A 13,302-nucleotide genomic window follows, 5' to 3' on the forward strand; every position below is an offset into this window, starting at 1 on the left:
TGGTTAAACTCCCCTCTTATTTCCCCAAACAAATGCATGTAATTGAGGTAAAACTTTTACATTTTTAAAGACTTTTGATTTCATTGCTTCATCTATAAGCCATTCGTAACGATTTAACATGTATTGTAATAAAGTACCATCATCCGCATTTAGCCAACTATTTCCGACTTGTAAAAAGAACGGAACATGTGGGAATTTTTGATGAACAGTTTCTGCATAAGCTAAATCCTTTTCATCAAAAATAACAACTTTTAAGCAAAACTTTGGGTGATTTTCTAAATTTTGAATGATGCTTCCTAGCATATCAAAATCAGTATTCATGCCACTGCTAGGCGGTTTAGGCGATAAAGTAACTTCATCAATAGAAGGTAACCATGGTTGCCACTTACTACCTTGAGTTTCAAGAGCTAAAGTCATATTCTTTTCCTTTAAAAACTCAACTACAGGGCCTAAAGATGGAAGTAAGGCAGGATTTCCACCAGAAATCGTTATATGAGAGAATGTATCGCCGCCTAGACTCATTAAATTTTCCCAAACTTCTTCTGCGGCCATCCATTTTATATTTTCTTTTTCACTACCATCCCATGTGAATGATGAATCGCACCAACTACAAGAGTAATCACAACCCGCCGTACGAATAAACATCGTTTTTTGACCAATTGCCATTCCTTCACCCTGTACAGTAGGTCCGAATATTTCAAGTACTGGAATTTTACTCATTGATCATCCACTCCCTACGAGCTTCTGCATAGCTTGTAGGCGTTTCAAATAAACGAACAAACTCAACTCGAATATCTTGTGCAGGATTTGTTTCATCTTTAAGCGCATTTTCCATTTGCTCAAAAATCCAAACAACCATATTCTCTGCTGTTGTATTCATCAGAGGTAGCATCTCATTTAAATAACGATGATCTAAATAGATTTCAATTTTTTCTTTCCAAATCTGCTTAATATCACCAAAATCGATCACTAAGCCGATCTCATCAACAAAACCACTAATTCCAAAAATAACTTTATATGTGTGGCCATGTAAATTCTTACATTTACCTTCATAGCAGTGTAAGTGATGTGCAGCATCAAAGGTAAATTCTTTATTAACAAGAACTCGTTTATGGTGATATTTTAAGTCTTCTTTTTTAATATGCTCATCAATTTTATGAAGTCTTTCTACGATGCGAAAATCAAACATGCTTTGCGGCTCCCTTCGATTGTAGATAACGATCTAAACCAGCCTGACGAAGCTCACATGCCGGACATTCTCCACAACCATCAGAAATAATGCCGTTATAGCAAGTTAATGTTTTATTTTTAACGTATTCAAATGCGCCTAAATCATCAGCTAATTTCCATGTGTCAGCTTTATCAATCCACATAAGTGGAGTATGAATAACAAATGGATAATCCATTGATAGATTAAGAGTTACATTTAATGATTTAACAAAGATATCTCGGCAGTCAGGGTATCCGCTAAAGTCAGTTTCACAAACACCAGTAATAATGTGCTTTGCGCCTTTTTGTTTAGCAAGTACTGCTGCAAAAGATAGGAATAATAAGTTACGTCCATCAACGAATGTAGAAGGAAGTTCGCCTTCTTCGTGAGTTATATCAATATCTGATCTTGTTAAAGCATTTGGTGCAAGCTGATTTAACAAGGACATATCAAGGATATGGTGAGGAATATTTAATTCCTTACAAATATCTGCAGCTACATCTAATTCTAGTTTATGGCGCTGATTGTAGTTAAACGTAACAGCTTCAACTTCACCAAATTGTTGCATAGCCCAGAATAAACACGTAGTACTGTCTTGGCCACCGCTAAATACAACGATTGCTTTTTCATTTTTCATATTTCTTCTCTCCTTTACATGATTAAAAAGAAGAGGGCATCCCGAATAACAAAAATAAAAACAATACGACAAATATTGTTTTTCGCCTTATTTTTTTGTAGAGGGGAGTTTGCGACCTCTACCATAAGTAACTTATGGATTTTTTATTAAATTTTCTATTTATTAAATTGTACTAGAGAAGTACAATCATAATTCCCATTATAATCGTTTCATGAAAAAAGAACAAAAACTTTTGTAAGAAAGTAAAAATTTGCATATTTAACCTTAAAAATCACTGTGATTTATAAAATTTTAAATAAACTTCGCGGGGGTAGAGCAATTTCTTTTAGCGAAAGTAGAGGAAAGAAAATGGACTATATATTGATTGTCATGCTTCAAAAAGGAGGGAGCTAGTTGTGTAGGCACAAATGTTTTTTTGCGCCTAAAGCTGTATAGTAACTATTGTTTTTTTTCTACAAAGTGGGGGAGGGCTAGGGGAAGTAATTGAAAATCCAAGAAGTTACTCGAAATTGTGATACTCTGCTTAGTGGATTAAAAATTGTAGAATCTTCTTCTATTATAGGGGATATAAATATAACTCAACGAATGATTGGTAAAATTATGACTGTATCAGGAACAGAAGTTGCATCTTGGGAAAAAGCATTTGTAAATGTAAGGGAGGACCTAATAACAGAAGCTATCGCAGTATATTGGAAGCTTCAAGTAAGAGTTTAGGGTTGTCACTATGAACTTGGTGCAAAAATGATACTATTTAAGTAAAAGCCTATTCAAGTGTTAGTTAATCAAAATAAAAATAAGTAATCCACATGTGGATATCAAGAAATAAGGAATTTATCCACAAACGGGTAGGTAGAAGTCATCTGATTATATTTTAATTTTTAGAGTAAAGTTAATTTAAAGTAAGTTGTACACATATTTGTACACAGGAATACGTTTTGTAAACAATTGTACACATATTTGTACACAGGAATACATTTTTGTAAACGATTGTACACGATAAAGTGTACTTGTGTACAATTATGTAAACTTTACATGTTATTGAAATAATGAGATTGTCTAATCCAAATATTCTTCATTATTTTTTATTTGATCAATTTGCTCTGGTTATTTGTGTTAGATATTCGTTGATTTCCACTACGGGATTCTCGCTTTCCGTGTGGTGCGATCTGAGCCTTCCCACGTATTTCACAGGAATCAACACCCATTCATTCCATTCAAGTTCTCCGTAAAAAAAATTTAATCTTAAAAAATATCTAAAGTAATCATTACTCTAAAGAATTACCTCTTAATAATCATCGGCTTACACATCAATACAAATATTGTAAACAATTTAATGTTTTGAGCCTCTGAAAAAAGATACTGGTAGTTATTATGACACTAATTTTGTAAATATTAGTTTAGTAAGTTGGTCGAAATAATTTTATCAACGAAATTCACAACATTATGAATGAAGCTCACTTAGTGTTAGTACTTTGCGATATTGACTCCAATATATTGAAACATTCTTATTTAAATAAAAATATTCATAAGCTTTTCGTAGGTAGAAGACAGCCGTCCCAAGAATAATTTTTAAATAAAAAAAGAAATGTATACATTTTTGTATACAAGTACACGTTTTTGTGTACAGTTGTATACGTTTTTGTACACATGTACACAAAAGTGTATACAAGTTTATGTGTTTACAATTTTGTATACAAGATGACATTTCAGTTACATTTTTATAATAGTTCAGTACGGGACATTGACCGGATGACTAAAGTTAGATAATCTTAAATCAGAATTATCTATTAATATGTAAACCTATTAACGAAAGGGATGATTTAAGTGGTAAATGCTCGTATAGCTGCTATTGATGTAGGAAACGATTCACTCAAAGGAATTTTTGGGAAGATGGAATCTGAGGTTAATATTCCTAATATTATTGCAAGGGATACAGAAGATCGTCCAATCATTGGGATAGAAGAATTAGACAACCAAGATCCAGTTGATGGAATACATATTCGCGTTCACTCTCCTACTTTAAAAGAGAATAATACTGTTTACCGAGTAGGAAACTTAGCAACAAAAAGTAGTAATGCAACGGAATTAGATCCAGGAAGCAATAAGTCCGAAGAAGATCAAACACTTATTATGTTATTTGCAGCGTTAGCATTAGATGCAGCTAGAGAAGAAAATAAACAAATAGTAAAGAACTCAAATAATGTAATTGAGGCAACTTACATATTAGGAACAGGCCTACCGCTTAGAGAAGTAAAAGAAGGTAAGGACGTTGGCTATCGATCTCGATTACTAGGTTCAGTTCACCAAGTGGAATTTTTAGTAACACCTAGACATCAAGGATTAAAAGTTAATATTAAATTTGAAGACGTTAAGGTTTACCCTGAAGGTTTTGCCGCTTTTATTAACCTAGTTATGGATAGTCATCTAAACATAATTAATAAAGACCTTATAGATAAAAAGATCCTTATTCAGGATATCGGAGGGTTATCAACTGATATTGCCGTCATTAGAAATAGAAAGGTAGATGACGATAAAGCTCAAGGCTTTAATCTAGGAGTAGCAGAATCCCTAGAAGCAATTCGTGAAGAGATTCGTTCTAGACATGGAGTTGAACTCGATAGTCGTAGAGATGTTGTAGAGATAATAACTAAAAAAAGCGATAGAAATCATATTTATGTTAAGGGAAGTAGGACAAGCGTTCATGATATTGTAGACCGAATTCTATTAGAATTAGCAAAAAAACAATATCGTCATTTAAGAAATATTTGGCAGAAAAACTCTCAAACGGAGATATGCTATTTCATCGGTGGAGGATCCCTAATCTTAAAGGATTATCTTAAGACACTAAATAACAACCTAGACGGATATAATATTGATTTCTTTGAAGATGAGAAGGAAAGTATCTGGATGATGGCGAATGCTTATTATAAACTAATTGCTGATTTTGATATAAAAAGAATAAGGGAATCCCGAAGAGAAGCAAATCAAAATCAAAATCAAAGAGAAGAACAAAAAATGTCTAAATCAAAATAAGGTGATTCCATGAAGGAAAAAGAATTGACGAGGGGACAACCTATTACATTTCGTATCCCTTCCGATACGCCTGATCAGATAATAAAACATTTGCAACAGCTTAAGCAAAACGAAAGGCGAAACTTTTCAGGTAAAATTGCTGAGTACGTAATGAGCGGAGTTAATGACTCATTATCAAAGCAAAGGCAAACAATAACGATTCCACTTCCGAAAAGTCTAAGTAAAGCCCAAAGAGATTGGTTGAAACACGAACATTCTGAGGCACTATTAGGTAGTATTGTGTACCAATTATTAGCCAATCCAGTCCGTACGGCTTCTCTTATTACATCGCTAAATAGTAATAGTCTAGCAATTGAAGAAGCTCTATATCTTCAAGAAGAAGAGAATGAACTAGAACCAGAATTGGAACCCGTTCAGACAGAAAGCCGTACAAAAGAACGGAGAGTAACAGATTTAGATAATACCGGAAGCAAAAATGATCGTGATGATGATTTAGAAAACTTTAATTGGGAAGTTGCAAGCAAAAGTGAAGTCTCTGCAGCTGAAGAAGAAGTTGAAGAGGAAGATATGGGTAGTCTTCTGGGAGATTTTCTTGCACAAATGAATAAATAAGGAATCATAAAAGGGACCGTAATAAACACGGTCCCTTTGTTCATTTTTAAATAATTTTATGCAGATTGAAGTGACTTTCTTTTAAGGAATTCAGGTATAACGATACCGATTAAAATTAAAATGATACCAAAATATTGCGGAGCTCCAACTGTTTCCTTTAATACAATCGCTGACATTAATGTAGCTGTCGGTAACTCTGCTGCACCTAAAATAGAAGCAAGACCAGAACCTGTTAAAGGAACGCCCTTTGAAAACATTAAAGTAGAGAAAAATGGACCTAAAAAGCCAAGGATCAACCCATACTTTATCAAAAGTTCTGCAAATAAGTTCCAGTTTGTGAAAAATGTAGGTGGAAGGAAGATAGCACAAATTATAAAACCACCTGTTATCATTAATGCCGTTTTTGTTATAGGATTGGCTTTTAAAGCGATTCTACCGCTAAGTAAGATAAAAGTACTGTACGAAACCGCGGACAACGCTCCAAATAAAACTCCTAACCAATTCAATGAACCAATTCCATCGGTTAAAACATTTGTCGCAAAGATCGTTCCAATAACGAGTGGAATCAATGAGAGTAACTTACTTTTTTCTGGAAGTTTTCGATTGACTACTGATTCTAATAAAACGCCAATCCAAGTGAACTGGAACAACAGTACAATCGCTAATGATGCAGTAATATATTGTAACGCCAAATAATAAAACATTCCCGTTAGGCCAGTGGTAGATCCTAATACTACAAGTAATAAAACATCCTTCTTTGCAGGTTTTAAATATTGTTGATTAGTTGACTTAGCAGATCTACTTTTATTAAAAAGTACGATGGACCATAACAATACAGCCCCAACAAACATTTGAATACCGACTACATCATTTACAATAAAACCATCACCATATGCCAATTTTACAAAGGTAGACAAAACGCCATAACAAACAGATCCGATAATGATATATAGTATGCCTTTCAAAATAACACCCCATTTAATAAAAAGAAGTAAAGAGGGAAAACCAAAACCTCTTTACTTATATCTAATTTCATATTTTGTTACTGTTGAGCGAGATATTTCTCCGGTAATACTCGCTCAGGGAGCCACTCAAACACTTTCCGCATTGTCTAGCTCCAGGCGTTAGCCCCCTCGAGGTCATAAGCTGAAGCTCAATAAAGGTAAAAACCAACCTTTATCGTTCTTTGTCTTATGCTTGTCGGGGCTGATCAAACGCCTTCCGCAATTCGTATTTCGTATTTCGAATTACATTTCTTCTAAAATGCCCTTAACTAAGTTAACGAATTTTGTTCTAACCATGCTTGCTACTTCAATTACTTCTTCATGGTTTAATGGTTGGTCTAGGATGCCACAAGCCATGTTTGTTAGGCAAGAGATACCTAAAACTTTCATACTTCCGTGAACAGCTACGATTGCTTCAGGAACCGTTGACATTCCTACAGAATCAGCACCAAGTGTGCGGATCATACGGATTTCAGCAGGTGTTTCGTATGAAGGGCCACTCCACCAAGCATATACGCCTTGTTGTAATTTAAGGTCTTGTTTCGCAGCAACATCTAATGCAAGGCTACGTAATTCTTTGTTATATACTTCAGAAACATCAGGGAAGCGAGTTCCTAGTTCTGGGTTATTTGGTCCAATTAAAGGATTTGTTCCTACTAAATTAATATGATCCGTAATTAACATTAAATCGCCAGGATTAAAGCTAGTGTTAACAGCTCCACAAGCATTTGTTACGATTAATCTTTCTACTCCAAGTGCTTTCATTACACGCACAGGAAAAGTTACTTCATCTAAAGTAAAGCCTTCATAATAATGAAAACGGCCTTTCATTGCTACAACAGCTTGGCCCTTTAATTCACCGATTACTAATTCATTTGCGTGTCCAACTGCTTCAGACTTTGCAAAGTGAGGAATTTCACTGTAAGGGATTACAACAGAGTTTTCGATTTCATCTGCAAGAGTGCCTAAGCCAGAACCTAATATTAATCCAACCGTTGGACGGTAGTTTGTTTTACTTAATATAAAATCTCTTGTTTCTAAAATATGTTCAGTTTTATGCATTTATTTTTCCTCCTAAAATGAGCGATAGGGATTTAAAAAGATTTCTAATAAATAATAATGCTTTCACTATAAGTCTAATGGATAATTCCTTACTTGTAAACAGACTAAAAATCATTTTGGTAAAAAGATTATTCCTTTTTACTAAAAACACTGTGAATATAACGTATAAATAGCTATACTTAATTCATAAAATATAAAAAGTTAAATGGATATAAAATAAGATTAGAGTTTTGGAGGAGTCAATGATCAGGCAATTTATAGGCTATCAGTCGCCTAAAATCAAAAGTTTAAAGCTTTTATATAGCTTAATACGAAAATTAGGACCAATTAAAGTTAGTACATTAACTGAAATGACAGGGTATAAACATACTACATGTGTACGTTTATTAGATGAATTAGTACAGGAAGGACTTATATATGACAGTGGTTTAGGGGTTTCTAGCGGTGGAAGGAGACCAGCAATGTATGTGATTAACCCAACTGCATTCTACTTAATCGGTGTCGAAATCACGAATTTATTTACAACGGTACTACTGCTTGATTTAAATCTAACAATTGTCGATTCAAAAAAATTAAAAATGAGCAATGTGAGTACTGGAGAATATACTTTAAATTTTGTAACCAAAAGTGTAAGTGAATTATTAGATCAAAATAATATGAATAGAGAACAATTATTAGGTATTGGTATCGGAGTGTTAGACCCAATTGATCAAGAAAAAGGTGTAATGATTAAATCGGGATCATTTTTAGCAGATGGATGGGATGATTTAAATATTGTTAAGCACTTAGAAGAAGCTAATCGGTGCCCGGTGTTACTAAATAACGGTACAAATTTAGCTGCCTTAGCAGAGTACAGACTAAATTTCAGTAAAGAAAACGAGAATATTGTTTTCGTTTCGAGTGATATGGGAATACGCTGTGGAATTATTCAACGAGGTAAATTAATAAGCAATAAGAACGAGATGGACGATGCTTTTGGACATATGATCGTTGATATTCATGGAAAACTTTGTTCATGTGGTTCATATGGGTGTCTACAAGCATACAGTAGTTTGCCTGCGATTCGAGAAGAGGTTATCAAACGTGTTAAGCGCGGTGAGATGACTTCTTTGATGGGTGAATTAAACGATGTCGAAAATATTAGCTATCATCAAATTCTTGAAGCTTTAGAGAAGGAAGACCCACTTTGTTTAGAAGTCATAAAAGAGGCAGCTAATTACTTTGGAATTGGACTGACTAATCTTATTTATATCGTGCGCCCTGATATTGTAATTTGTGGAGGTACACTAGTTCCAAAGCCATTATTCTTTGATGTAGCATGCGAAACAGCACAAGGAAGATTGAAAAATTATCCAAACAGTCCTGTTCAAATCATTAAATCATCAACAGCCTATAATATCGTAGCACAAGGTGCAGGCTGTATCGTATTTGATCACTTTACAGAGGAAACTAAGTAAATAAAAGGTAAAAACCGTTAATGCTCTACCTGGGAACAGATAGAGCATTAACGGTTTTTTTATCAATATTTATGGACTATTATTAGTAAATTGATTAGCAATTTCCATGGAAATTAGTAAGAAGTGAGAACGTTTACAAAAAACGCTTGCAATCCTGTACGTACAAGAATATACTAATCTTGTACGTACAGGATGAATTTAAAATTATAAAATAAATAATAGATTGCTCAAGGAGGGGATATCATGAGCCGATTTAGTGATGAAGCAAAACAATTACTTCAATACATTGGCGGTAAAGATAACATCGCTACCGTAACTCATTGTGCAACACGAATGCGTTTTGTGTTGAAAGATGTTAAAAAAGCTGATGAAAAAATGATTCAAGAAATTAAAATAGTTAAAGGTACTTTTACGCAAGCTGGACAATTTCAAGTAATTATCGGTAATGAAGTATCTACTTTTTATAATGACTTTGCAAAATTAGCTGGGGTAGAGGAAACTTCAAAAGAAGAAGCTAAAATAGCTGCAAGGCAAAATATGACATGGATTCAAAGACTACTTGCTCACTTAGCAGAGATCTTCTCACCATTAATTCCAGCCATTGTTGTAGGGGGGCTGATCTTAGGGTTCCGTAACATAATTGGGGATATAAAACTACTAGACCATGGTACAAAAACACTTGTCGAAACCTCTCAATTTTGGGTAGGTACGCATTCCTTTTTATGGTTGATTGGTGAAGCCATATTTCATTTCTTACCAGTCGGTATTACATGGTCAATTACAAAGAAAATGGGTACGACTCAAATTCTAGGGATTGTTTTAGGTATTACACTTGTTTCACCACAGCTACTAAATGCATACGCAGTAGCAGGTGGGGCTGTACCACCAGTTTGGGACTTTGGTTTTGCTAAAATCGATATGATTGGTTATCAAGCGCAAGTTATTCCAGCTATTTTAGCAGGTTTTACTTTAGCGTTTTTAGAGACAAATATTCGAAAAATCGTTCCAAGTGCAATTTCAATGATTGTAGTACCATTCTTTGCACTAGTACCAACAGTTTTAATTGCACATGTAGTATTAGGTCCAATCGGTTGGAAAATCGGTTCAGCTGTCTCGCATTTAGTATATTCAGGATTAACGTCTTCATTTGGATGGCTATTTGCCTTAGTTTTTGGTTTCTTTTATGCACCTCTAGTTATAACTGGATTGCATCATATGACTAATGCAATCGATCTTCAACTAATGAGTCAGCTTAATGGAACAAATCTGTGGCCGATGATCGCTTTATCAAATATCGCGCAAGGTTCAGCTGTTTTAGCAATCATTTATTTGAATAGAAAGAATGAAGAAGAAAAGCAAGTATCAATACCTGCTGCAATCTCTTGTTTCTTAGGCGTAACAGAGCCAGCAATGTTTGGTATTAACTTAAAGTATGCTTATCCATTCTTAGCTGCTATGATCGGATCTGGTATAGCTGCTATTGTTTCAGTTGGTTCAGGTGTAATGGCGAATTCAATTGGTGTTGGAGGCCTTCCAGCAATTTTATCTATTCAACCTAAACATATTGGGATGTTTTCAATCGCTATGCTAGTTGCAGTCGTTGTCCCATTTATTTTAACGATTATCTTTAACAAGAAAAAACTACTAGTGAAAAGCTCATAATTATTTAAGGGGAAGGAAATCTATTTTCCTTCCTTTCGAATTTATTTATAAATCAAGGAGATTATCAAAATGAAGGATTTTAAGAACAGTGTCGTATACCAAATTTATCCTAAGTCTTTTTATGATTCGAATGGAGATGGCTTTGGAGACTTAAGAGGAGTTACAAAAAAGCTTGATTATTTAAAAGAATTAGGTGTTGACTACATTTGGCTTACTCCATTTTATGTATCTCCTCAAAATGATAATGGTTATGATGTCGCAGATTATCGAAAGATTGATTCAGCATACGGAACAATGGAAGATTTTGATGAATTAGTGAAGGCAGCCAAACGCTGTGATATAGAAATAATGCTGGATATGGTTTTTAATCATACTTCATCAGAACACGAGTGGTTTAAGAAAGCTCTTGACGGAGATGAAAAATATAAAAATTACTATATTTTTAGGGAAGAAAAGGACGGAAAAAAGCCAACGAATTGGATTTCCAAATTTGGTGGTTCTACTTGGGAAAACATTGAGAATTCGAATGAATATTATTTACACCTCTTCGATAAAACTCAACCAGATTTAAACTGGGAAAATTGTGAGGTACAAAATGAACTATTCGATATCATTAATTTCTGGATTGATAAAGGGGTAAAAGGATTTCGTTTGGATGTCATTAATCTGATTTCTAAGCCAGAAGTTATGGTTGATGACGAAACAGGTGATGGCAGAAAATACTATACAGACGGTCCTCGAATTCATGAGTATTTAAAGAAGTTAAATAATGAGACGTTTGGTAAGAGTGAAGAAATCATTACTGTCGGTGAAATGTCTTCAACTTCAATCGACCATTGTATTCGATACTCAAATCCGTCTGAGAATGAGTTATCGATGGTTTTTAGCTTTCATCATTTAAAAATTGACTATAAAGATGGACAAAAATGGTCATTAATGGATTTTGATTTTATGTCACTTAAGTCAATTCTGGATCAGTGGCAAAAAGGTATGCAATCAGGAAATGGATGGAACGCCCTATTTTGGTGTAACCATGATCAGCCACGTATTGTTTCACGTATTGGAGACGATAAAAAATATCATAAAGAATCAGCCAAAATGCTTGCTACTACAATGCATTTATTAAGAGGAACGCCATATATTTACCAAGGTGAAGAAATTGGAATGCCTAATCCTAAATTTGACGCAATTGAAGACTATCGAGATGTAGAAAGCTTAAATTATTATAAAATCTTAAAAGAAAATGGTGTTCCAGAAAGTGAAATATTAGCCATTTTAAAGAGCAAATCTAGGGACAATTCTCGTACGCCTATGCAATGGAATGGTTCAATACATGCAGGATTCACTACTGGTACACCTTGGATTTCAACAGGAAAAGATTACGAACAAATAAATGTCGAAAAGTCTCTAGTTGATGAAGATTCAGTGTTTCATCATTATAAAAAACTAATTAATTTAAGAAAAGAATTCGATATAATTTCGACAGGTACGTATGATTCTTTATTACTAAATCATGAACAAATTTTTGCATACACTCGTAAGCTTGATAATCGAATGTTGTTAGTCGTTAATAATTTTTATGGCGAGGGTGCTCTTTTTAAGTTACCAGAAGATATTGCTATTGGGGAGTATGACAAGCAGATATTAATTTCAAATTATAAGGATTCTAGTCAAGATTTAACTGAGTTTACGTTGCGTCCATATGAGTCAATTTGTTACCTTCTTGAGAAAAGTGTGAGAATATAATAAAATTTTTCTAGGTGATGAAAATGAACACAAAGTATATTTCGATCTATCATAAGTTAATTGAACAGATTGAAAAAGGGGCTTTTACTGTTGGTAGTAAAATACCTTCTGAAAAGTCATTAATGGAGCAATTTAATGTTTCTAGAGATACAATTAGAAAATCATTACAAATGCTTGAACAAAACGGTTATATAAATAAAGTTAAAGGCAAAGGTTCGTTTATTTTAGACACTGCAAAATTAAATTTCCCAGTAACAGGTTTAATTAGTTTTAAAGAATTATCAAATCAAATCGGTAGAGAAGCAGAAACGATTGTAGAAATTCTTGAAAAGAAGTGGCCTAGTAAATTTATAAGAGAACAACTAGAAATAGATGACCAAACCACGATTTGGAAAGTAGTTAGAGCTAGAAAAATCGACGGGAAAAAAATAATTTTAGACAAAGAGTACTACAATAGTGTTTATGTCGAAAAACTTTCAAGGTCAATCTGCGAAGGGTCAATTTTCGACTATATAGAAAATACTCTACACTTAAATATTGGCTTTGCGAAAAAAGAAATTGTCGTACAAGCTTGTACAGAAGATGACCAAAAATATTTAGATTTAGATGGCTATGATATGGTAGTAGTTGTAAATACATTCGTATACTTAGACGATGGTTCTCTATTACAATACGGTCAATCTAGACATAGGCCTGATAAGTTCAAATTTGTTGATTTTGCTAGAAGAATAAAACAGGTTAATGAATGAATTTAAAACCTTATTCAATTTAGACTACACCCCTTAAAGTAGATGTTGGAAATACCCTCTGTCGGGCAACATTGAATATAAGGGGTGTTTTTTATAGCCAAAAAGTTCTTACGTGCACGAATAAAAGGCT

General features: G+C 33.9%; 12 protein-coding genes. 7 read left to right on the forward strand and 5 right to left on the reverse strand.

Annotation, left to right across the window (positions count from 1 at the left end; all coding sequences use genetic code 11):
• Positions 1 to 3: 3 nt before the first annotated feature.
• From queE to queC, 3 genes are read right to left on the reverse strand one after another with little or no spacing between them, the layout of a single operon-like run.
• A complete protein-coding gene (gene queE, locus ACFWM3_RS06245; RefSeq protein ID WP_056469088.1) occupies positions 4 to 720 on the reverse strand; it encodes a 7-carboxy-7-deazaguanine synthase QueE in 717 nt (238 codons plus the stop codon).
• A complete protein-coding gene (gene queD, locus ACFWM3_RS06250) occupies positions 713 to 1,189 on the reverse strand; it encodes a 6-carboxytetrahydropterin synthase QueD (protein WP_056469092.1) in 477 nt (158 codons plus the stop codon). Before queD ends, queE begins: the two co-directional genes overlap by 8 nt.
• The gene (gene queC / locus ACFWM3_RS06255) at positions 1,182 to 1,847 is read right to left on the reverse strand and encodes a 7-cyano-7-deazaguanine synthase QueC (RefSeq protein ID WP_331224284.1); all 666 of its coding nucleotides are present in this window, start codon (positions 1,845 to 1,847) and stop codon (positions 1,182 to 1,184) included. The genes queD and queC overlap by 8 nt, the downstream gene beginning before the upstream one ends.
• Before the next feature lie 483 nt (positions 1,848 to 2,330).
• Between queC and ACFWM3_RS06260 the strand changes: the two genes are divergently transcribed.
• The 3 genes from ACFWM3_RS06260 to ACFWM3_RS06270 all read left to right on the forward strand — a co-directional run bounded on the left by ACFWM3_RS06260 (position 2,331) and on the right by ACFWM3_RS06270 (position 5,492).
• On the forward strand, positions 2,331 to 2,561 hold the full coding sequence (locus ACFWM3_RS06260) for a hypothetical protein (RefSeq protein ID WP_390310743.1): 231 nt from the start codon (positions 2,331 to 2,333) through the stop codon (positions 2,559 to 2,561).
• A gap of 1,110 nt (positions 2,562 to 3,671) precedes the next feature.
• Positions 3,672 to 4,880 (forward strand): Alp7A family actin-like protein, encoded by a 1,209-nt coding sequence (locus ACFWM3_RS06265; protein ID WP_390310745.1) that lies wholly within the window; start codon positions 3,672 to 3,674, stop codon positions 4,878 to 4,880.
• 9 nt (positions 4,881 to 4,889) lie between these two features.
• Entirely contained in the window at positions 4,890 to 5,492 is a 603-nt protein-coding gene (locus tag ACFWM3_RS06270) for a hypothetical protein (protein ID WP_056469102.1), read from the forward strand.
• 56 nt (positions 5,493 to 5,548) lie between these two features.
• Here ACFWM3_RS06270 and ACFWM3_RS06275 read toward each other — a convergent pair whose 3' ends face one another.
• Positions 5,549 to 6,457: an EamA family transporter gene (locus ACFWM3_RS06275; RefSeq protein ID WP_056469105.1), complete on the reverse strand. Its 909-nt coding sequence runs from the start codon at positions 6,455 to 6,457 to the stop codon at positions 5,549 to 5,551.
• A gap of 282 nt (positions 6,458 to 6,739) precedes the next feature.
• Positions 6,740 to 7,558, reverse strand: coding sequence for a purine-nucleoside phosphorylase (locus ACFWM3_RS06280; RefSeq protein ID WP_390310747.1), 819 nt, complete (start codon positions 7,556 to 7,558; stop codon positions 6,740 to 6,742).
• A gap of 242 nt (positions 7,559 to 7,800) precedes the next feature.
• Between ACFWM3_RS06280 and ACFWM3_RS06285 the strand changes: the two genes are divergently transcribed.
• From ACFWM3_RS06285 to treR, 4 genes are all read left to right on the forward strand, one after another.
• A complete protein-coding gene (locus ACFWM3_RS06285) occupies positions 7,801 to 9,015 on the forward strand; it encodes an ROK family protein (protein WP_390310749.1) in 1,215 nt (404 codons plus the stop codon).
• Between the two features lie 243 nt (positions 9,016 to 9,258).
• Positions 9,259 to 10,677: a PTS system trehalose-specific EIIBC component gene (treP, locus tag ACFWM3_RS06290; protein WP_390310751.1), complete on the forward strand. Its 1,419-nt coding sequence runs from the start codon at positions 9,259 to 9,261 to the stop codon at positions 10,675 to 10,677.
• Positions 10,678 to 10,746: 69 nt separating this feature from the next.
• Positions 10,747 to 12,423: an alpha,alpha-phosphotrehalase gene (treC, locus tag ACFWM3_RS06295; protein ID WP_390310752.1), complete on the forward strand. Its 1,677-nt coding sequence runs from the start codon at positions 10,747 to 10,749 to the stop codon at positions 12,421 to 12,423.
• 23 nt (positions 12,424 to 12,446) lie between these two features.
• A complete protein-coding gene (treR, locus tag ACFWM3_RS06300; protein WP_056469120.1) occupies positions 12,447 to 13,172 on the forward strand; it encodes a trehalose operon repressor in 726 nt (241 codons plus the stop codon).
• Positions 13,173 to 13,302: the final 130 nt, after the last annotated feature.

The organism is Gottfriedia sp. NPDC058432 (assembly GCF_042721555.1).
GTDB lineage: Bacteria > Bacillota > Bacilli > Bacillales > Bacillaceae_G > Gottfriedia.